Below are 19,138 nucleotides of genomic sequence, written 5' to 3'. Positions count from 1 at the left end.
AAGTCGTTCTACCCGACGATCACATGCTGAACAGCACCGAACCGGTGGTGACGGAACCGGTCACCGGGTTCTGCGCCGAGCCCGGCGCGCTGTCCATGACCACCACCGGCACCGCCGCGCTCAGGCCGAGACGGCGAACGGCGTTGGGGGAGAAGGTGATCAGCGGATCACCGGCGGCGACCTTGTCGCCTTCGGCGGCCTTCAGCTCGAAGATGTCGGCCTTGCCGACGGTGTCGATGCCGACGTGCAGCAGCACGCCGGTGCCCTCCTCGGTGACGATGACCGCGGCGTGCGGGTGCAGTTTCACGATGGACCCGGCGACCGGGGCGACCACGGTGGTGGCCTCGTCGGTGTCGAGGGGTTCGATGGCCACGCCCGCGCCGACCATCTCCGCGGAGAAGACCGGATCGGGGACTTCGGACAGGGGCATGGCGCGGCCGTCCAGCGGCGCGAGGATATCGATGCTCATGGCGTTCAGAGCATGTCGTTGATGTCTTCGGCCAGGGCGTCGGCGGTCGGCCCGACCACGACCTGGACCGCGGTACCGGCCTTGACGACGCCGTGCGCGCCCGCGGCCTTGAGCGCCTTTTCGTCGACCAGGCTTGCGTCCTTGATCTCACAGCGCAGGCGGGTGATACACCCCTCTACCTCGACAATGTTGTCGAGACCACCCAGGCCAGCGACGATTTGATTCGCTTTCGACATGATTTCCTCCGAGCGTGTCGAGTAGACAAAACTGGTTATAACCAGTATATGTCTGGTTATAACCAGTCACGGTAACTGACGCTGAACAGTACTCGTGACTCCATTCACAGACTGAGGACCACCCATGGCCGATGCCGTCGAGAGCTCCCGTAAGAAGCTCGATCTATCCGGACTGCAGAAGCTCGGCCGCAGCTTGATGCTGCCGATCGCCACGCTACCCGCTGCTGGACTGTTGCTGCGACTAGGACAGGACGACATGCTCGGCCGCTGGTCGGCAATGAAGACCGTCGCCGACGTCCTCGCGGGCGCGGGCGGCGCACTCATCGACAACCTGCCCCTGCTCTTCGCCGTCGGTATCGCCATCGGCTGGGCCAAGAAGGCCGACGGCTCCACCGCGCTCGCCGCGGTCGTCGGCTATCTCGCCTTCAATGGCGTCACCAAGGCCATGGCGCCGGTCGTGCTCGCGGGCAAGACCGACGCGAAAGGCGCTCAGGCGCTGGTCAATTTCGGTGTCCTGGGCGGCATCATCATCGGCCTGACCGCCGCGATGCTGTGGCAGCGCTTCCACCGCACCCAACTGCCGGACTATCTCGGCTTCTTCTCCGGCCGTCGCCTGGTGCCGATTCTGACCGCCTGCGCGGCCGTGGTCCTCGGTGTGGTGATGTCGTTCATCTACCCGGCCTTCAACTCCGCGCTGACCTCGCTGGGTAACTTCGTCGCCGACCACTCGGTCGTGGGTGGCGGAATCTTCGGATTTGCCAACCGGATGCTGCTGCCGCTGGGCCTGCATCACATCATCAACTCGGTGGTCTGGTTCGTCCTCGGCGACTACACCAGCAACGGCCAGACCTACCACGGCGACATCGCCATGTTCCTGCACGGCGACCCGCACGCGGGCACCTTCATGACCGGCTTCTTCCCGATCATGATGTTCGGTCTGCCCGCCGCCGCGCTGGCCATCTGGCGCCACGCCAAGCCGGAGAACAAGAAGATGATCGGCGGCATCATGCTCTCGACCGGTCTGACCGCGTTCCTGACCGGCATCACCGAGCCGCTGGAATTCTCGTTCATCTTCGTGGCCTGGCCGCTGCTGCTGATCCACGCCATCTTCACCGGCACCTCGCTGGCGCTGACCAATGCGCTCGGCATTCACGACGGGTTCACCTTCTCCGCCGGTGCCATCGACTACCTGCTCAACTTCGGCAAGGCGACCCATCCGCTGCTGCTGCTTCTGGTGGGTCTGGGCTACGCCGCCCTGTACTACGTCACCTTCAGCTTCATCATCAAGCGCTGGAACCTGAAGACCCCCGGTCGCGAAGACGATGAGGCCGAAACCGAAAAGGAGAACATCGCCGCATGATCACCCGCACCGCAGTCGTCGCGTCCAAGACCGGTTTGCACGCCCGGCCCGCCGCGCTGTTCGCCAAGGCCGCCGGGGAAGCCGGTGTGCCGGTGCAGATCTCGGTGGCGGGCAAGGATCCGGTCGCCGCCAACAGCCTGCTGCAGGTGATGACCCTGGGCGCCAAGCAGGGCGACACCGTCACCCTGCACGCCGAGGACGGCGCGGACGCGGCCCTCGATAAGCTGGTCGGGATGCTGGAGACAGATCTTGACGCGTGAGGTGCGCGGTGTCGCCGCCGCTCCCGGGATCGCGCTCGGATCGGTGAAGTGGCTGGCGCCCGCGCCGGTCACCAGCGCCGCCGACGCCCCCGGGAGCGACGTCGAGGCCGAAATCGCCCGCGCGGAAGCCGCTTTCGAGACGGTCGCCGCGCGCTACTCGGCCCAGGCGCTCGACGCCACCGGGCCCGCGGCCGACATTCTGTTCATGACCTCGGCGCTGGCCGCCGATCCGGCCCTGCTGGATCAGGTGCGCACCGAGATCCGGGGCGGGACGCCGACCGCGCACGCGGTCACGCAGGCGGTGGCGCACTTCGGTGCGCAGCTGGCCGCCCTCGGCGGGATGATGGCCGAACGCGCCTCGGATCTGAAGGATGTTGGGCAGCGGGTGGTGGCCGAGCTGCTGGGTGTTGATCCGCCCGGAATCCCGGACAGCGCAACACCTTTCGTGCTGGCAGCCCACGATCTGGCCCCCGCCGACACCGCCACCCTGGATCCGGCGAAGGTGGTGGGCCTGCTGACCGTGGCGGGCGGACCGACCTCGCACACCGCGATTCTGGCCAAGGCGCTGGGCATTCCGGCCGTCGTGGCCGCACCGGACGCGGCGGGGATCGCCGAGGACACCGAGGTGGTCCTCGACGGCAGCGCCGGTGTGGTCGAGCTGGAGCCGACCCCGGCGCGTCGGGAGGAGGTGCTCGCCCTGCGCGCACGCCAGGCCGACGCCCCGACCGGTCCGTGCCGCACCGCCGATGGGCACGCCGTGCCGCTGCTGGCCAATGTGGGCTCCGCGGCCGATGCGCGCCTGGCCGTCGAACTCGGTGCCGAGGGCGTCGGCCTGTTCCGGACCGAATTCCTTTTCCTGGACCGCAAATCCGCGCCCACGGTGGCCGAGCAGACGGACCAGTACGCCGAGATCTTCCGCGTCATGGGGCAGCGCCCGGTCACCGTGCGCACCCTCGACGCCGGATCGGACAAGCCGCTGCCGTTCCTGAATCTGCCGGAGGAAGAGAATCCGGCGCTGGGAGTGCGCGGCCTGCGGTTGAGCAGCGTCGATGAGGGGACGCTGCTCGACCAGCTCACCGCGATCGCCGACGCCGCACGGCAGACCGGGACCCCGGTCAAGGTCATGGCCCCGATGGTCGCCACCGTCGAGGAGGCCGGATACTTCGCGGGCAAGGCCCGCGCGGCCGGACTCGACACCCGCGGTGTGATGATCGAAATCCCGGCCGCCGCAATCCGTTCCGAGCAAATGGGTGCGGAAGTCGACTTCTTCTCCATCGGCACCAACGACCTGTCGCAGTACCTGTTCGGCGCGGACCGCATGTCGTCCGCGCTGGCGGCGCTGCACAATCCGTGGCAGCCCGCGCTCGCGGCGGCCATCGCCATGGTGGTGTCGGGGGCAGCCAAGCACGGGGTGAGGGTGGGGGTGTGCGGCGAGTCCGCCTCCAATCCCGAATTCGCCTGTGTGCTGGTGGGTCTCGGGGTCGAGACGCTGTCGATGGCACCGCGTTCGATTGCCGGAGTGCGAGCCCAGCTCGCCGAGGTGACCCTCGAGCAGTGCAAGGCCGCCGCGGCCGCGGTGCTGTCGGCCCGCACCGCGGACGACGCGCTGCGCGCGGCACGACAAGCGTTGGGGCGAGATAAGTGACGATCACCCTGCGCGGCCGGGTCGTCACCCTCACCGAGGCGGGCGAACTCGCCGACGGGGTGGTTTCGTTCGACGGCCCGCGACTCGACTATGTCGGCCCGGCAAGCGAATTCGGTGGTGAACTGCCCGAAGTGGTCGGGCCGCCGCCGATCATCCTGCCCGGTCTGATCGATGTGCACTGCCACGGCGGCGGCGGATACGGCTTCCCCGAAACCGATCCCGAGGGGGTGGCGATTGCCGCGAAATTCCATCGCGCGCACGGCACCACCACCCTGCTCGCCTCCCTGGTCTCGGCCACCGAGGCCGAATTGCGCGAGCGGATAGACGTCTTGGGCAAGGCCATCGATGACGGTCTGCTGGCAGGTATCCACCTCGAAGGCCCGTTCATCAGCGAGCACCGGCGCGGCGCCCACGACCCCGAACGCATCCTGCCCGGCGATCCGGATTTGCTGGAGCGTCTCATCGACTATGCGGGCGGACGCATCGTGTCGGTGACCATCGCCCCGGAAACCGCCAATTTCGATGCCCTCGCCGATGTGCTCGCCGAGGCGAATGTGATTCTGTCCCTGGGACACACGGTCGCCGACTATGAACGGTCCGTGCACGCCATGCGCCGCGGCTGGCGGGTGTCGATCACCCACCTGTTCAACGCCATGCCCGAACTGGCCCACCGCGACGCCAACTTCCTCACCGCCGCCATGGCCGCCGCCGGGCGCGGCGACGTGGTGGCCGAGGTCATTGCCGACGGCGTGCACCTGGCCGACGGCACCGTGCGCATGGTCTTCGACACCCTCGGCCCCGACAACCTGGCCCTCATTACCGACGCCATGGCCGCCGCCGGGCAACCCGACGGCCGCTACCAGCTCGGTAGCCTCGACGTCGTGGTCACCGACGGTGTCTCGCGCATCTACGACCCGCACGGCGAGGGCCCCATCGCCGGTGGCACCGCCACGGCCGTGGATGTGCTGCGGCGCACCGTCTTCCACGCCGGAGTCGACCTGACCTCCGCCGCCACCGCCGCCTGCGCCACCCCCGCGCGCCTGCTGGGCATGGCCGACGAGATCGGCGCGTTGCACGCGGGGATGCGGGCCGACGTGCTCGTCACCGACCACCACCTGAATCCCGTGAACGTCTACAAGGATGGAGCCCAATGGAACTCGTGATCACCGATAACGCGGCCGAGGCCGGTGTACTGGCCGGTCGCATCATGGCCGACCATGTGCGCCGGGGTGCCCGCGCCATCGGGTTGGCCACGGGGTCCTCGCCGCTGGGGGCGTATCAGGAGCTGATTCGCCAGCACAAGGAGGAGGGGCTGAGTTTCGCGGGGGTGCAGGCGTTTCTGCTGGACGAGTACATCGGCCTGCCGGTCGGGCACCCGCAGTCCTACCGGCAGTTCATTCGCGACGAGTTCACCTCGCACGTGGACTTCGCCGACTCCGACGTGCACAGCCCCGACGGCAATGCCGCCGACATCCCGGCCGCCGCCGCCGACTACGAACGCGAGATCGCCGAGAACGGACCGATCTCGGTGCAGATCCTGGGCATCGGGGCCAACGGGCACATCGGCTTCAACGAGCCCGGCTCCTCGCTGCGCTCGCGCACCCGCGTCAAGACCCTGACCCCGAAGACCCGCGAGGACAACGCCCGCTTCTTCGAAGACGACCTCACCCAGGTCCCCACCCACGTCCTCACCCAGGGCCTCGGCACCATCAGCGACGCCGACCACCTGCTCATGATCGCCACCGGCGCAGGCAAAGCTGAGGCCGTTGCCGCCGCCGTCGAAGGCCCGGTCTCCGCCTTCTGCCCCGCCTCGATCCTCCAAATGCACCCCCACGTGACGGTCATCGTCGACCCGGCCGCCGCCGCGAACCTGAAGGCCGTCGACTACTACCGCTTCGCGGTGGCGAACAAGCCCACCTGGCAGAGCTTCTGAGCCAGGCCACCTGTTTCAGGAGGTGAGCGCGCTGCCCAGGACCGCGGTGACCAGGCCGCGCACGGCCTCGAGCCGCGGGCGCGGCGCGGTGCGGTCGGCGAAGAGGAGGTGGCCCGAGCCGATCAGGGTGCGGGCCAGCAGGCCGGTGTCGGCGGTGGCCGCGACGCGGCCGATGTCGGCCTCGGCGGCCAGGTAGTCGGCGATCAGGTTGCCTGCCTCGGTGAGGATCGGCAGGCCCGAGGGGCGCTGTTGGCGGATCCGGGCGCGTAGCTCGTCGCGGAAGGTGACCAGGCTGACGATGGCCACGGCCACGGTCTCGAATATTGCCGTCAGCGCTTCGGCGAGATTGTCGGCGACCGTGCCGTTTCCGGCGTTCTCGCGCAATTCGGCACCGAGGCGCTCGACGCGGACAACGCGATCCTCCACCAATTCGGCGAGGAAGCCGTCGAAGTCGCGGAAGTGCCGGTGCAGCACGCCTTTCGCGCATCCCGCCTCGGCGGTGACCGATCGACTCGTCAGGGCACTGGGCCCGTCGCGCAACAGGATTCGCTCCGCCGCGTCGAACAATTGCTCTCGCGCATCGCGTATGGCGACCCCGGTGGGCAACCCGGTACTCCTTCTCTCTGAGCGAAACCCACGGCCATTGCCTAGTGGGCAAGTGCCCACTTAGAGTGGGCGCATGGTCACTCTACCGTCTCCAGAGCCCGAATCCGCAGACAGCAGCCCGCATCGTGCCCGGGAGGTGGCCGAATCCTTCGGTGTGGACGCCGCCCGCTACGACCGCACCCGGCCCACCTATCCCACCGCGCTGATCGACCGCATTCTCGCGGCGTCGCCGGGTAAGGACGTGCTCGACGTGGGCTGTGGGACCGGCATCGTGGCCCGGCAGCTCCGCGACGCGGGATGCAGGGTGCTCGGCGTCGAACCCGATTCCCGCATGGCCGAATTCGCGCGGAAGACCGGTATCGACGTCGAGATCGGCACCTTCGAACAGTGGGATCCGGCTGGCCGCAGCTTCGACGCCGTTGTCGCCGGAACCGCCTGGCACTGGGTCGATCCCGTGGCGGGCGCGGCGCAGGCCGCGCGGGTTCTGCGCGAGAGCGGCCGCCTCGCCGCCTTCTGGCCGGTCCCACAAATGCCACCCGAGGCCAGCACCGCCTTCGCCGCGGTCTACCGCGAGTTCCTGCCCGACTCGCCGCTCTCCCTCGTCGCCGACCGCCCCGCGCTGGAGCTCTACCAGACGATACTCACCAAGGCGCTCAACGGAATTCGCGAAACCGGCAGCTTCGCCGAACCCGAGCAGTGGCGCTTCGACTGGCAGCGTATCTACACCCGCGACGAGTGGCTCGACCAGATCCCCACCCACGGCGCTCTCACTCAAACCCCACCCGACACCCTCGCCGCCATCCTCGACGGCATCGGCACGGCCATCGACACCATGGGCGGCACCCTCACCATCGACTACGCCACCATGGTCGTCACCGCCGCCCGCAACGGCGATTGAGGAGGCAGCGCTATGACGGTCATCGGCTCGGTGGCGCGCGAAACCGCGTCTCGGCGTTGATAATGGGCCGGTGACCGAGCGTGCGGCGAGTCGGACGGCGATCCTGGTCTGTCAGGGCCGAGCGGTGGCGGATGGGCGACTGGGTGCCGGGCGGTTCTCCGATCCCCTCGCCATCGATCTGCTGCTCCCCGAAGAACGTGACATTGTCGCCCGGGTCCGGGCCGGGGAGGTACCGAAGGCGTTCGGCGCCCGCATGGAATACGAATTGGTCTCGGCCACATCCGAAGTGCTCGCCGCGCGCACCATCGCCATCGACGACGCGGTCCGCGAGCAAGCCAACCCGCAACTGGTGATCCTCGGGGCCGGACTCGACGCGCGCGCCTGGCGCATGCCCGAGTTGACCGGCGTCGAGGTGTTCGAGGTAGATCACCCTGCCTCCCAAGCCGAGAAGCGGGAACGACTCGGCGATCGTGAGCCCCTGGCCTCGGTACTTTTCGTCCCCGTCGACTTCGGCAAGGACTCTCTGGGTACCGCGCTGACCGAGGCGGGCCACGACGAAACACGCCCCACCACCTGGATCTGGGAAGGCGTCGTGCCCTACCTGACCCCGGCCGAGGTGGGGGAGACGGTCACGGAGGTGGCCAAGCGCAGCGCCGTGGGCAGCCGCATGATCGTCACCTATCCCACCCCGAATCGCCTGTACCGCTACGGTCGTCGAGCCATGGAGCTGCTGCTGTCATTGACCGGCCGCACCAATCCCATGGCCCGCGAACCACAACGCTCCAGCTGGACCCCCGAGGCAATGGCCGCCGTCCTGTCCGACCGCGGCCTCACCGTCACCACCGACCGCGACATGCTCACCATCGCCCAGGAGGCCGGAGTAGAAGGCAAACGAGGTTCATTCCTCAGCACCGGCCGACTCGCAATCGCCGACCGCCACTGAAAATCCTTCGGGGCCTCAGCAACTCCCTCAGGCCCTCAGCCGTTCAGCGTAACGACCCAGGACCCATTGCACCCCTTGTCATGATCCCGGCCCGGATCGTAATTCCACACCGCTTGCAAATCCGAATCCTTCTGCAAATTGAATTCCCCGGTAGGCGACTTCACCGCCTCCCCGTTGTACAACAACACCACCAGATCATTCGGATAAATAGTCCAATCCCCGTTGTACCCCGCCGGATAATTCATGCTAACCGTAGTAGTCCGCCCCGCATGGTTCTGCACCACCACACAAGCCCCCGGATGATTGGCCTGCGCCTGCGCGGTCCCCGCCGTCACCGCCCCAACCGCAACCCCCAACCCAGCCGCCGCCACCGCGACAACCGCACCAACCTTACGCCCACCAGAAACTCTAGCCATGACAACCTCCATACGAACTCCGGTTGCCCGGATCTCTTTTCGACAGGGAGGAAGTTATTCACCGATCCCAGCAACTTCCTTATGAAATCCTTGCGGTCTCAACTCCGCTGATCGGCCCGCTGTTTCACCTCTCCTTGCCTGCGGCGGCAAGGGTCGATTCGATGAATGGCTCGGCGATCTCGAGGAATTTTTCGGGGGTGGAGGAGAAGGGGAGGTGGCCGGTGGGGAGGAGGTGGAGGGTGGAGTGGGGGAGGAGGCGGTGGGTGAGGTGGGCGTAGCGGAGGGGGAGGACGGGGTCTCGGGTGCCCCAGATGATGAGGGTGGGGGTGGTTAGTTGGGAAGCGCGGGGGGTGAGGTCGTAGGTGGGGGAGTTGAAGCTGTGCCAGAGGGAGGAGTAGGTGGTGCGGCCGATGGCGGTGCGGGCTGTGCGGGTGGTGCGGGCGATGATGGCGGTGTCGTGGGGGCTCATGGGTTTGGTGTAGTTGCGGATGCTGTGGGGGAGCCAGTAGCGGGCGGCGAGGGTGGAGCCGTAGAGGGTGCAGTAGGCGCGGGTGAGGGGGGTTTGGGGGATGAAGCCGCCGGTGTTGACCAGGATCAGGCCCGCTACTCGGTCGGGGTGGGTGAGGGCGAGGCTGGCGGCGGCGTAGCCGCCGAGTGAATTGCCCAGGAAGACAGCGGGATTCAGGTTCAGGGTGGTGACGAGCTCGACCAGGGCGGTGGCGCAGGCCGCGGCGGTGATGGTCGGGTTCGGTGCGGAGGCACCGTGGCCGGGCCAGTCGACGGCGAGGACGCGATAGTTGGCGGCCAGCGCCGGGATGATCGGGTCGAAGTCGTGGTGATCGTGCAGGTTGGCGTGGAGGAGCACGACGGCCGGTCCGCTACCGAGGTCTTCGTAGGCCACTTCTCCGGTTGTTGTGCGCATGGTGTGCATCCGCGCACGTCCCTTCGGTCGAATGTGTTGACCGACTGGTCATTCACTGACCAGTCGGTCGGTCATATAGTGTGACCCTACGATCGGTTCGAAGAGCATGCAAGGGGATGAGCTGCCACATCGACTGCCGCGCAGCGCGATACACGCAGCACGTCCCGGTGAGGGTTGAATCTGATGAATCTGCGGGAGGATTCCGCCGCGCGCACTCGTGCCGCCCTGGTGGACAGCGGTCTGCGCCTGGCCGAACGCCTGGGCCTGTCCGCGGTCAGCGTCAACGTCCTGGTAGCCGAGCTGGGCGTCTCGAAAGGCACCTTCTTCCACCACTTCGGCTCCCGCGCCAACTACCTCCTGGCCCTCCACCGCGAATTCCACGACCGCCTGCAGACCGAAATCGAAACCGCCATAGCCGATCTGGCCCCGGGTCACGCCCGCCTCGTCGCCGGTTCGACCGCGTACCTGGATGCCTGCCTGCGTGACCGCGGCGTCAAGGCCCTGCTCCTCGACGCCCGCGCCGAACCGCTGATCGCCGACGAGGTCACCCACCGCAACGCCCACAATGCCGCGCTCATCGAGCCCGATTTCGAGGCGCTCGGCTGGCGCGAACCCACCGATGGTGCCCGACTGTGGGTGGCCCTGGTCGCCGAGGCGGCGCTGCTGGAACTGCGGGCGGGCAGTCGGCAGCGCCCGGTCCGGGATGCCTTGTGGCAGTTCCTGTCTCGTTAGCCGCGGCCGAGGAAGTCGCGGAGCAGCGGGTCCAGGGGAGCGGGCTGGTTGAGGATGTTGTGGTCCTCGCCGGGCAGGACCACGTGGCGCGAACCCGGGATGGCGGCGGCCAGGGCCTGGCTTGCGGTCTGCATCCAGGGTGAGGTTTGGTCGCCGTTGATGACCAGGGTCGGCGTGGTGATGGTGGCGTAGCGGTCGGTTTGCAAGCGCAGGCCGGGGCCGCACACCGCGACGTCGTAGGGCAGGCTAGAAGCCTGGGCCCGCAGGAACTCCCACACCGGGGAATTGTGCATACCCTCGACCACGGGCGCGGGCACCTGCACCTGCTCGGTCAAGAACAATTCGGCCGCGCCGTCCCGATCCCCGGCCGCGATGAGCGCGACGAGCCGATCGAACACGTCGGCGGGCGGCTCCGGCCGATTGCCGTCGACCACCGCGGGCAACTCGTAGAGCGCGACCTTATCGATGGCCAGCCCGGCGAGCACTCCCTCCAAAGCCAGTGCCGCACCAGACGAATGCCCGAACACCGCCGCGGCACCGCCCGCGTACTCGATGACCGCCGCGAGATCCTCGACCTCGGATTGCACCGCGAATTTCCCGGTCGCGTCGGTGCTGCCCCCACGCCCGCGCCGGTCATACCCGATCGCGGTGAAATGCGGCGCGAGCGTCGCCGCGAGCCCGGTCACGGTCGACCGGTCATTGAACGCGCCCCCGATCAGCACAACGGGCGCACCCGACCCGATCACCTCGACCGTGATCTCACTGCCGTCGGCGGAGCGAACGCTGGTAACGGAGCTAGTCATGTCTTCATCCTTTCGAAGGTTTCGACTACTCCTCGAACGGCACCCGCCGTTTTCGACATCGACCGCCGATCGAAACTCAGTCTGGCAGGAATCGACTGGTGACACCGGTCATTCGTAATGTGATCCGACCGCTTCCTGCCCGGTGTAGTTCGGCCCCGCGTGCGCATCGGCACCGAGGTAACGGAACTCCCACACCGGTCGCGCAACGCCGGTGCGGGTGATCCGGTGGGTCCGAGAGTTGTAGTCGAAACCATTGCGGCGCAATGCGGTGGAGAGCTGCCGCCCGAGCGCCGCCCCGTTCCGGTTGCGCAGCGCGGAGGTGTCGAAGTTGGCGGCCAGATGCCCGTCGGCGGTGAGCCAGGACGACATTCTGCTCAAGGCCGCGAGTTTGTCGCCGACATAGTGCAATGCGTGGACGCTGGTGATCAGATCGAACGGCTCGTCCGGATTCCAGTCGAGAACGGACGCGGTGACCAGGTCGATACCGGGTCGCGACGGCCCGCCGAAGTAGTCGACCAGGTCCAGGCCGACGATCCGCACCCGTCCGGACAGCGATTCGCTCGCTTCGAAAAGGGCGTGCGCGCTACCGCATCCGACATCGAGCCAGCGCTGCGGCCCGGGTCGGGCCAGCAGCCATGCGACGGGATCGAACCCGAGTTCGCGGCGGTAGGCGGCCAGTCGTCGATCGCGGTTCATGGCGGAGTTCGCTACTACCGCAGTCTGTTCCAGCCGGGTGTCGTCGAGTAACTCGGTCACCCGACCATCCTGCCGGACCTCGGTGAACGCCGGGGGTAAGCTGCGCACTGGCTGTACCGCTCGATTTCCATCCACGGGACGACAAGGACGGTACGTGCGATGATTTTCCACACGCGACGCTGGATCAAGCCGCAGGATCTCAACCCGAATGGTTCCTTGTTCGGCGGGACGCTGCTGGCCTGGCTCGACGAGGAGGCCGCGATCTACGCGGCCGGGCAGTTGAACAATTCGCGGCTGGTCACGAAGTTCATTTCGGAGATCGATTTCATCAATCCGGTGCGGCTCGGCGATGTCGTCGAGCTGGGGGTGGCGGTGCGCGAATTCGGGCGCACCTCCATTACTTTGGGTTGCGAGGTCCGCAACAAGGCCACCGGGCAGCCGGTGCTCACCATCGAGAAGATCGTGTTCGTCAACCTCGACGAGCAGGGTCGAGCGACTCCGCACGGGTGTGCCGAGGTCACCGAGACCCAGATGGTGCATCGAGCACCGGCCCAGGCGGCCGCCGGTCAGACCCGGACGCCGACCATTCCGCCGCTGGCTCGGCCGCCGGTCGCCCATCCGCGGGTCGCACCGGTCGGCCCGGGAACATAGCCGCGACAGTCGATTACGCGCTGACCGTGCCGACCGGTTCCGGAGCCGAGGCGGGCAGCGGTTCGCGGGTGCGCATGGCGGCCCACAGTGCGGCGGTGGCGGCGGTGCAGGCCGCCGCGCCGCCGACGTGGAACGCGACGAGGGCAGCGGGAACGTGGGTGAAGTACTGGACGATGCCGATGCACGCCTGGGCCACGACCAGGGCGAGGACGACGATCAGTCGAGTCCGCAGGGTCTTGTTCATGCCCACCGCGGCCAGCCCGCAAGCCAGACCGACCAGCAGCGCGAGATAGGCGACCAGCAATTCGGCGTGCAGGTGAACCAGCGTGACGATCTCCACCTGCAGCCGCTCGACCGGCTTGGCCGCGCTCTTGTCTCCCGCGTGCGGACCCGCGCCGGTGACCAGCGTGCCCGCGATGAGCGTCGCCGTGAGCGTCAATCCACTGAGCACCGTCAGCAGCCGCAGCGGCGCGGGCACCTGCACTGTGTCGATGCCGTCGTCGGGCTGGCCGACCTTCGCCCACAGCAGCGTGGCCAGCCACACCATCAGCATGGAGGCCAGCAGGTGCACCGCGACCGTCCACCACAGCAGTCCGGTGCGCACGGTGATGCCGCCGATCACGGCCTGTAGCACGGTGCCGCCGGGCATGAGCCACGCGTAGACCAGCACCTCGCGCCGCCGCCGCGCCCGCGTGACCGCGAGCACGATGGCCGCCGCCGCCAGCGACACCACGAAAGTCAGCATGCGATTGCTGAATTCGACCACCTGATGCAGCACCGGCACCTCGGCCACCGCAGTCGGAACGAAGCTGCCCGGGAAGCACTGCGGCCAGGTGGGGCAGCCCAGCCCCGAGGCGGTGACGCGGACGACCGCCCCGGTCACCGAGATTCCGGCCTGGGTGAGGACGACCAGGAAGGCGAGGAGTCGCTGCACCCGCATCGAAGGCATCGGGAACAGGTCGGCAAGTCGCTGGAAGGCGCGATTCAGCACGGTCCGATGGTAGCGGGGCGGCATTTCGCCCCGTCACCCGCCCTACTACAGAGTGTCGTTAAACACTCGGGCGCGGGCCAACTTTCGAGGTCAGTCGAACTTGAAGAACCGGGTCGCGAGCCACCCCGCGAGCCCACCCCAGCCCGCCAGCACCGCGATCCCATACCAGTCGACGCTGGTGCGCATGGCCTGCTCGAGGCATTCCGACAGCGCCCCGGACGGAATGATCCGCGCGATCAGGCTCACCGCGTGCGGCAGGTCATCGGACATGAACACCAGGCTCGCGGTCCCGAGCATGACGAACCACAGGATATTGGCCAGCGCCAGCACGACCTCGGCCTTGAGCGTCCCGCCCAACAGCAGCCCCAGCGCCGCGAAGGTCGCGGTCCCCAGCGCGATCACCACCGCGCCGAGCAGCAGCCCGAGCAGCGACGGCCGCCAACCGAGCGCGAATCCGATGGCCCCCAACAGAATCGACTGCAACACCACCACGATCAGCACCGCCGAGCACTTGCCCGCCACAATGCCCCAGCGCGGCAAGGGCGTCGCCCCGAGCCGCTTCAACGCCCCGTAACGCCGATCGAATCCGACCGCGATGGCCTGCCCGGTGAACGCGGTCGACATGATCGCCACCATCATCACCGCGGGCACGACCCGATCCACCCGATGCTCACCGAGCCCGCTCACCGGCAGCAGCGTCAACCCGATCAGCAGCGTGATCGGAATGAACATGGTCAACAGCAGCTGTTCCCCGTTGCGCAGCAACAGGATCAGCTCCATGCGCGTCTGCGCCGCGAGCATCTTCGCGCGCGTGGTCGGGCACGGCGCGGGGGAGAAGGTGCCCGGCGCGAATCGATTCACCGTCTCGGTCATCCCCGCAGCTCCCGCCCGGTCAGTTCGAGGAACACGTCTTCCAGTCGACGCTGGTCGATGCGAATGTCGGTGGGCAGCACGTCGATGCGCGCGCACCACGCGGTCATGGTGGCCAGCACCTGCGGGGTGATGTCGCCCTGCAGCAGGTAGGAGCCGGGCGCGGTCTCGCGCGGCGTGAACCCTTCCGGCAGTGCGGCTTCCAGCAGCGAGAGGTCCAGTTTGGGTGGCGCGGTGAACGCCAGTCGCCCTTCGGCCCCGTGCGAGGTGACCTCGGCGGGCGTGCCCTGCGCGACGACGCGGCCGTGGTCGATGATGACCAGTTGGTCGGCGAGCTGTTCGGCCTCGTCCATCATGTGCGTGGTGAGCAGCACGCTGACCCCGTCGCGGCGCAGCGCGTCGATGAGCTCCCACACCAGATGCCGTGCCTGCGCGTCCAATCCGGCGGTCGGCTCGTCCAGGAACACGATCTCGGGGCGACCGACCAGCGCGCACGCCAGCGCGAGCCGCTGCTGCTGCCCGCCCGACAAGCGCCGATACGGCGTCCGCCGAGCGTCTTTCAGGCCCAAGGTGTCCAACAGCCAGGCGGGATCGAGCGGATCGGCCGAGTACGACGCGACCAGATCCAGCATCTCCCCGGCCTTGGACCCCGGATACGCCCCGCCGCCCTGCAGCATCACCCCGATGCGCGGTCGAAGCTGATCGGAGTCGGCGATCGGGTCCAGGCCCAGTACCCGCACGGTCCCGGCGTCGGGAGCCACGAAGCCCTCGCACATTTCGGTGGTGGTGGTCTTGCCCGCCCCATTGGGTCCGAGCAGCGCCAGCACCTGCGCGCGTTCGATATCGAAGCTGATGCCGTCGACCGCGGTGGTCTCGCCGTAGCGTTTCACGACGCCGTCGACACGTACGGCGGGTCCGGAAGCTGCGGTCACGAGGAGACACCGTAAGGCGTGGGCTGCTGTGACCGGGGCGACACCCCCGGTTGATTGCGCCACGGCAGCACATTTCGGGTGAGGAAGATGAGCGTCAGGCCCACGAGCACGGTGGCGATGGCGGATTCGACGATCTGGAAAACGTAGAAGTCCGCGCCGCGCGGCATCACCAGCACGCTCACGATCACCGAGATCACCACGGCCGGTACCCGGAATGCGGGCCGGTTGGCCCACGCCGCCAACGGCACGATCGCCCACAGCAGATACCAGGGCTGCACGACCGGGAACAGCAGCACCAGCGCGCCCAGGGCGACGCCGAGCGCGCCGACGGGCAGCAGTCGTCCGGTCCAGGTGGCGACGAGCATGCGCAGCACGATCAGCGCGGCGATCCCCTCGGCGATGGGTCGGGTGATGTCGATGAGCGCGGTGGTGTGATCGCCGAGTCCCAGCAGCACGCCGCCGAATCCGGTGATGATGCCGATCGCGGTCGGCAGCGACAGGTAGCTGCGCACCGCGGTCGCGGTATTGATGGTGTTCACCCACCCGAACCCCAGGCCGCTGGCGGTGCTGATGAACAGCGTGACACTGCCCGCGATCAGGCCCAGGATCCCTGCCGCGCACAGGATTCCGCGCAGCCCGTGACCCCAGCGCCGCGCCAGCGCCATGCCGACGAAGCCGAGCGCGATGATCGAGGTGATCTTGATCGTCGAGGACAGCGTGATGACCACCGCCCCGAAAACCAGCAGCGCCCAGGCTCTCCGGTCGAAGGGGTGGGTGTCGTCGATGGCGCGCAGACAGAATTCGATGCCCGCCAGCATGAGCCCGAGCATGATCGCGTCATTGTGGACACCGCCGACCAGGTGGAACAGCACCAGCGGATTGGCCGCCCCCAGCCACAGCGCGCTCACCGGCGCGACCCCGCAGCGCCGCGACAGCCGCGGCAGCGCCCACACGATCAGGGCCACGGCCGCCAGCACCAGCAGCCGGTGCAGCCACACTCCCGCGATGATGTTGTCGCCGACGATGTGGGAGATCCCGCGACCCATCCACAAAAACAGCGGCCCGTACGGCGCGGGCGTCTGCCGCCAGATATTGGGCACATTGTTGGTCAGCACATTGTCGAGCCCGAGCCCGGCGACCGGCCCCACCTTGTAGGGGTCCAGCCCGCGCGCGGAGATCTCGCTCTGCGCCAGATACGAATACACGTCATTGCTGAACATGGGCGGTGCGACGCTGAGCGGAATGATCCACAGCAGCAGCGTCCGATCCATCTGCGACCGGCTGAGCCGATGCCTGGGATTGCCGCCGAACCCGCCGACGGCGAAGCGACCCAGCAGCAGCCACGCCATCACCACCAACACGGTCCCGATCATGCACATGGCCAGCGTGGAGGTGCCCGCCCGCGCGAAAAAGCCCAGCACCCGCAGCCCGGAGGTCGGATTCTGATGCACCGGCTGCGCGCCCACACCCAGCGCCGAAATGGCCATGATGACCGCCCCGGTCGCCCCCAACAGCCGGATTCGCATCAGCTGCAGGGTTTCTCGCCGGTCCAACCCCGGCACATCGTGATCCACGCTGTGCAGGACGGCGACGGTGTGATCGGCGGCGGGGACGTCCAGGCCCAAGGCCCGGCGTCCAACATCGATGACTCTGCGCCGCGCGCCTTCCACTACCGCCACATCTGCGAAGCCTAGTCCGGCGCCGCACCGGCGACCCCGATCGCATCGCCGCAACGCGCGTCCGAGCGTGTGCTGACCGCTTGCTGAGACGCGTCGGCCCTGCCTGTGAAGTCGTCGGGCCTCCGGATCGAGGCGGTTTCCGACGATTGCAACGACTGGGGCCGTATACCGCGATGGGGGCCAATCGGGACGGGTGTTGGGAGACTCGGGGCTTGGTCCTGGGTGGTTGTGAAGGCGTGGCGGTCAGGGAGAAAGTCTCGGGAGTGCAGGCGTGCGACCCGGTTGGAGCTGATGGTGCAGGTCGCGGGGGATCTCGGGTTGAATGCGGTCGCCGACACCGCCGCGGCGAAGGTCTACGCGGCCCTCGCGGGCCTCGGTTGATCCAGTGCGGGAACGCGATTCGCGCTGCCGGTGTCGGACCTCGCTCATACCCTGGATGAATGGTCTCCGATTCGAAACGGCGAATCGAGGTGGCCGCGGCGGGGTTATTGGCTCGGCACGGCTATCACGGATTCGGGCTGAAGAAGTTGAGTGAGGCGGCGGGGTTGCCGTACGGGTCGATCTACCACCACTTTCCGGGCGGCAAGGAGGAGATCGCGGTTTCGGCGATCAATGGCACCGGGGTGCTGGTGGGGCGGATGATCCGGCAGGCGCCGGGGGATGTGTTCGGCACGGCCGCAACGCTGTTCGATTTCATGGCGACAAAGCTGTCCGAAACCGACTTCACCGACGGCTGTCCGGTGGGCACGCCCGCCTCGGATGGCGGCAGCGATGTCGAATCCGTTCGGGCCGCCTGTGTTTCGGCCTTCGACGCCATGGCCCACGGTTTCGCCGACATGTTGACCGAGCTCGGCATGGACCCTGGCAAGGCGCGCGATTTGGCGACCACGGTGGTGGCCGCCTACGAGGGCGCGACCATTCTGGCGCGCGTGCGCCGCACCGATGAGCCGCTGCACACGGTGGCGAGGGCCATGGCCCGGCTGATTCGCCTGAGTCTCGCGGAAGTCTCTGCCGCCGAGGCGAATTCACCCTAGGGGAGGGTTGACTGGAAAGAATGTTCTAGCGACGATCGAGTGATGCAGCGACTCGTATTCGACGGCCCGCACACCCTGCGGTGGGAAGAGGCCGCCGAGCCCACTCTCGACGCCCCGGAGCAGGCCCTGGTCCGCCCGATCGCGGTGGCCACCTGCGATATCGACCCCGCCATCATCCAGGGCCGATTCCCCCTGGCCGGACCGTACGCGTTCGGCCACGAGGGCGTCGCGGAGGTGATCGCCGTCGGCGATCAGGTCACCACCGTCCGCCCGGGCGACAAGGTCGTCGTCCCATTCCAAATCTCCTGCGGCACCTGCGATTCCTGTCGGCGCGGCCGCACCGGCAACTGCACCACCCACCCCTTCATGTCCAGCTTCGGCCTGGGCCCGATGGGCGGGCTGGCCTGGGGCGGCTTCTTCTCGGACCTGGTGGGCATCCCGCACGCCGACGCCATGCTCGTCCCGCTGCCCGCGGGCGTCGACCCGGCGACGGTGGCCAGCGCCAGCGACAATATTTCCGACGCGCACCGCACCGTCGCCCCGTACCTGGCCACCGATCCGGGCGCGGAAGTCCTGGTGCTGGGAGGCCCGGCCGCCGCGTCGATCGGCTTGTACGCCGCGGGCCTGGCGGTAGCGCTGGGTTCGGCACGTGCGGTCTACCTCGACACCGACCCCGAAAGACTCGCCATCGCCGCCAAACTGGGAGCCGAGCCCATCGAGGGCAAGCCCACCGAACGCGTAGGCCGCTTCCCCGTCACGGTCGAGGCCGCGGGCGGTTCGAAGGCCCTGGTCGCGGCGATCCGCGCCACCGCCAATGACGGCGTCTGCACCAGCGTGAGCGTCCAGACCCAGGACGTCGCCCTGCCGATGCTCGAAATGTATTCCCGCTGCTGCACTTTCCACACCGGCCGTGCCCACGTGCGCCCCACCATCCCTCAGGTCTTGGACCTGGTCGCCACTGGCCGCTTCGACCCGAGCGTGGTCACCACACAGACCGTGGCCTGGGCCGACTCGATCGACGCCCTGCTCGAAGGACCGGTGAAGCTCGTCGCCACCCGTTGA

General features: G+C 68.0%; 22 protein-coding genes. 11 read left to right on the top strand and 11 right to left on the bottom strand.

The genetic code is table 11. From position 1 onward, the window contains the following. Positions 1 to 19 precede the first annotated feature (19 nt). Both VMT40_RS25775 and VMT40_RS25770 read right to left on the bottom strand, forming a co-directional pair. Positions 20 to 469, bottom strand: a complete 450-nt coding sequence (locus tag VMT40_RS25775) for a PTS sugar transporter subunit IIA (protein WP_326361368.1) — start codon at positions 467 to 469, stop codon at positions 20 to 22. A gap of 5 nt (positions 470 to 474) precedes the next feature. Further along, the gene (locus VMT40_RS25770; protein ID WP_326361367.1) at positions 475 to 705 is read right to left on the bottom strand and encodes a PTS glucose/sucrose transporter subunit IIB; all 231 of its coding nucleotides are present in this window, start codon (positions 703 to 705) and stop codon (positions 475 to 477) included. 124 nt (positions 706 to 829) lie between these two features. Here VMT40_RS25770 and VMT40_RS25765 point away from each other — a divergent pair, with 124 nt between their 5' ends. From VMT40_RS25765 to nagB, 5 genes are read left to right on the top strand one after another with little or no spacing between them, the layout of a single operon-like run. After that, positions 830 to 2,065, top strand: coding sequence for a PTS transporter subunit EIIC (locus VMT40_RS25765; protein WP_326361366.1), 1,236 nt, complete (start codon positions 830 to 832; stop codon positions 2,063 to 2,065). After that, the gene (locus VMT40_RS25760; RefSeq protein ID WP_326361365.1) at positions 2,062 to 2,325 is read left to right on the top strand and encodes an HPr family phosphocarrier protein; all 264 of its coding nucleotides are present in this window, start codon (positions 2,062 to 2,064) and stop codon (positions 2,323 to 2,325) included. Before VMT40_RS25765 ends, VMT40_RS25760 begins: the two co-directional genes overlap by 4 nt. Continuing rightward, a complete protein-coding gene (gene ptsP, locus VMT40_RS25755; RefSeq protein WP_326361364.1) occupies positions 2,315 to 3,970 on the top strand; it encodes a phosphoenolpyruvate--protein phosphotransferase in 1,656 nt (551 codons plus the stop codon). The genes VMT40_RS25760 and ptsP overlap by 11 nt, the downstream gene beginning before the upstream one ends. After that, positions 3,967 to 5,133 (top strand): N-acetylglucosamine-6-phosphate deacetylase, encoded by a 1,167-nt coding sequence (gene nagA / locus VMT40_RS25750; RefSeq protein ID WP_326361363.1) that lies wholly within the window; start codon positions 3,967 to 3,969, stop codon positions 5,131 to 5,133. The genes ptsP and nagA overlap by 4 nt, the downstream gene beginning before the upstream one ends. Continuing rightward, positions 5,121 to 5,903: a glucosamine-6-phosphate deaminase gene (gene nagB / locus VMT40_RS25745; protein ID WP_326361362.1), complete on the top strand. Its 783-nt coding sequence runs from the start codon at positions 5,121 to 5,123 to the stop codon at positions 5,901 to 5,903. The genes nagA and nagB overlap by 13 nt, the downstream gene beginning before the upstream one ends. Positions 5,904 to 5,918: 15 nt before the next feature. Here nagB and VMT40_RS25740 read toward each other — a convergent pair whose 3' ends face one another. Further along, positions 5,919 to 6,509: a TetR/AcrR family transcriptional regulator gene (locus VMT40_RS25740; RefSeq protein ID WP_326361361.1), complete on the bottom strand. Its 591-nt coding sequence runs from the start codon at positions 6,507 to 6,509 to the stop codon at positions 5,919 to 5,921. Positions 6,510 to 6,582: 73 nt separating this feature from the next. On the opposite strand from VMT40_RS25740, the gene VMT40_RS25735 reads away from it, so the two are divergent. Both VMT40_RS25735 and VMT40_RS25730 read left to right on the top strand, forming a co-directional pair. Next, on the top strand, positions 6,583 to 7,407 hold the full coding sequence (locus VMT40_RS25735) for a class I SAM-dependent methyltransferase (protein ID WP_326361360.1): 825 nt from the start codon (positions 6,583 to 6,585) through the stop codon (positions 7,405 to 7,407). A gap of 70 nt (positions 7,408 to 7,477) precedes the next feature. After that, positions 7,478 to 8,350, top strand: coding sequence for a class I SAM-dependent methyltransferase (locus VMT40_RS25730; RefSeq protein WP_326361359.1), 873 nt, complete (start codon positions 7,478 to 7,480; stop codon positions 8,348 to 8,350). Between the two features lie 35 nt (positions 8,351 to 8,385). Here the strand turns inward: VMT40_RS25730 and VMT40_RS25725 are convergent, their stop codons facing one another. Next, a complete protein-coding gene (locus VMT40_RS25725) occupies positions 8,386 to 8,778 on the bottom strand; it encodes a hypothetical protein (RefSeq protein WP_326361358.1) in 393 nt (130 codons plus the stop codon). A gap of 112 nt (positions 8,779 to 8,890) precedes the next feature. After that, a complete protein-coding gene (locus VMT40_RS25720) occupies positions 8,891 to 9,688 on the bottom strand; it encodes an alpha/beta fold hydrolase (protein ID WP_326361357.1) in 798 nt (265 codons plus the stop codon). Between the two features lie 183 nt (positions 9,689 to 9,871). On the opposite strand from VMT40_RS25720, the gene VMT40_RS25715 reads away from it, so the two are divergent. Next, a complete protein-coding gene (locus tag VMT40_RS25715) occupies positions 9,872 to 10,420 on the top strand; it encodes a TetR/AcrR family transcriptional regulator (protein ID WP_326361356.1) in 549 nt (182 codons plus the stop codon). Here the strand turns inward: VMT40_RS25715 and VMT40_RS25710 are convergent. Continuing rightward, on the bottom strand, positions 10,417 to 11,223 hold the full coding sequence (locus VMT40_RS25710; RefSeq protein ID WP_326361355.1) for an alpha/beta fold hydrolase: 807 nt from the start codon (positions 11,221 to 11,223) through the stop codon (positions 10,417 to 10,419). The two genes, VMT40_RS25715 and VMT40_RS25710, sit on opposite strands and share 4 nt — an antisense overlap. Positions 11,224 to 11,331: 108 nt before the next feature. Further along, complete coding sequence (locus VMT40_RS25705) at positions 11,332 to 11,979, bottom strand: class I SAM-dependent methyltransferase (RefSeq protein ID WP_326361354.1); 648 nt, start codon at positions 11,977 to 11,979, stop codon at positions 11,332 to 11,334. Positions 11,980 to 12,078: 99 nt separating this feature from the next. On the opposite strand from VMT40_RS25705, the gene VMT40_RS25700 reads away from it, so the two are divergent. Then, on the top strand, positions 12,079 to 12,570 hold the full coding sequence (locus VMT40_RS25700) for an acyl-CoA thioesterase (RefSeq protein WP_326361353.1): 492 nt from the start codon (positions 12,079 to 12,081) through the stop codon (positions 12,568 to 12,570). Positions 12,571 to 12,583: 13 nt separating this feature from the next. Here VMT40_RS25700 and VMT40_RS25695 read toward each other — a convergent pair whose 3' ends face one another. From VMT40_RS25695 to mptB, 4 genes are all read right to left on the bottom strand, one after another. Beyond that, complete coding sequence (locus VMT40_RS25695) at positions 12,584 to 13,561, bottom strand: COX15/CtaA family protein (RefSeq protein ID WP_326361352.1); 978 nt, start codon at positions 13,559 to 13,561, stop codon at positions 12,584 to 12,586. A gap of 90 nt (positions 13,562 to 13,651) precedes the next feature. Next, positions 13,652 to 14,434, bottom strand: coding sequence for an ABC transporter permease (locus VMT40_RS25690; protein WP_326361351.1), 783 nt, complete (start codon positions 14,432 to 14,434; stop codon positions 13,652 to 13,654). After that, entirely contained in the window at positions 14,431 to 15,363 is a 933-nt protein-coding gene (locus VMT40_RS25685) for an ABC transporter ATP-binding protein (protein WP_326307739.1), read from the bottom strand. Before VMT40_RS25685 ends, VMT40_RS25690 begins: the two co-directional genes overlap by 4 nt. Further along, positions 15,360 to 17,042, bottom strand: coding sequence for a polyprenol phosphomannose-dependent alpha 1,6 mannosyltransferase MptB (gene mptB / locus VMT40_RS25680; RefSeq protein WP_326361350.1), 1,683 nt, complete (start codon positions 17,040 to 17,042; stop codon positions 15,360 to 15,362). The genes VMT40_RS25685 and mptB overlap by 4 nt, the downstream gene beginning before the upstream one ends. Positions 17,043 to 17,482: 440 nt before the next feature. Here mptB and VMT40_RS25675 point away from each other — a divergent pair, with 440 nt between their 5' ends. After that, the gene (locus tag VMT40_RS25675) at positions 17,483 to 18,076 is read left to right on the top strand and encodes a TetR/AcrR family transcriptional regulator (protein ID WP_326361349.1); all 594 of its coding nucleotides are present in this window, start codon (positions 17,483 to 17,485) and stop codon (positions 18,074 to 18,076) included. A 42-nt stretch (positions 18,077 to 18,118) separates the two neighbouring features. Continuing rightward, on the top strand, positions 18,119 to 19,138 hold the full coding sequence (locus tag VMT40_RS25670) for a zinc-dependent alcohol dehydrogenase (protein ID WP_326361348.1): 1,020 nt from the start codon (positions 18,119 to 18,121) through the stop codon (positions 19,136 to 19,138).

This window comes from Nocardia sp. CDC160, assembly GCF_035818795.1.
In the GTDB taxonomy this organism is placed as follows: Bacteria; Actinomycetota; Actinomycetes; order Mycobacteriales; family Mycobacteriaceae; genus Nocardia.
This window is presented reverse-complemented; position numbering and strand designations above follow the sequence as displayed.

Excerpts from the sequence above, each read along its gene's own strand:
- VMT40_RS25670 (WP_326361348.1), top strand. The coding sequence starts at position 18,119 with ATGCAGCGACTCGTATTCGACGGCCCGCACACCCTGCGGTGGGAAGAG.
- VMT40_RS25775 (WP_326361368.1), bottom strand. The coding sequence starts at position 469 with ATGAGCATCGATATCCTCGCGCCGCTGGACGGCCGCGCCATGCCCCTG.
- nagB (WP_326361362.1), top strand. The coding sequence starts at position 5,121 with ATGGAACTCGTGATCACCGATAACGCGGCCGAGGCCGGTGTACTGGCC.
- VMT40_RS25675 (WP_326361349.1), top strand. The coding sequence starts at position 17,483 with ATGGTCTCCGATTCGAAACGGCGAATCGAGGTGGCCGCGGCGGGGTTA.
- VMT40_RS25715 (WP_326361356.1), top strand. The coding sequence starts at position 9,872 with ATGAATCTGCGGGAGGATTCCGCCGCGCGCACTCGTGCCGCCCTGGTG.
- VMT40_RS25700 (WP_326361353.1), top strand. The coding sequence starts at position 12,079 with ATGATTTTCCACACGCGACGCTGGATCAAGCCGCAGGATCTCAACCCG.
- VMT40_RS25760 (WP_326361365.1), top strand. The coding sequence starts at position 2,062 with ATGATCACCCGCACCGCAGTCGTCGCGTCCAAGACCGGTTTGCACGCC.
- VMT40_RS25725 (WP_326361358.1), bottom strand. The coding sequence starts at position 8,778 with ATGGAGGTTGTCATGGCTAGAGTTTCTGGTGGGCGTAAGGTTGGTGCG.
- VMT40_RS25735 (WP_326361360.1), top strand. The coding sequence starts at position 6,583 with ATGGTCACTCTACCGTCTCCAGAGCCCGAATCCGCAGACAGCAGCCCG.
- VMT40_RS25690 (WP_326361351.1), bottom strand. The coding sequence starts at position 14,434 with ATGACCGAGACGGTGAATCGATTCGCGCCGGGCACCTTCTCCCCCGCG.
- VMT40_RS25770 (WP_326361367.1), bottom strand. The coding sequence starts at position 705 with ATGTCGAAAGCGAATCAAATCGTCGCTGGCCTGGGTGGTCTCGACAAC.
- VMT40_RS25765 (WP_326361366.1), top strand. The coding sequence starts at position 830 with ATGGCCGATGCCGTCGAGAGCTCCCGTAAGAAGCTCGATCTATCCGGA.
- VMT40_RS25720 (WP_326361357.1), bottom strand. The coding sequence starts at position 9,688 with ATGCGCACAACAACCGGAGAAGTGGCCTACGAAGACCTCGGTAGCGGA.
- VMT40_RS25710 (WP_326361355.1), bottom strand. The coding sequence starts at position 11,223 with ATGACTAGCTCCGTTACCAGCGTTCGCTCCGCCGACGGCAGTGAGATC.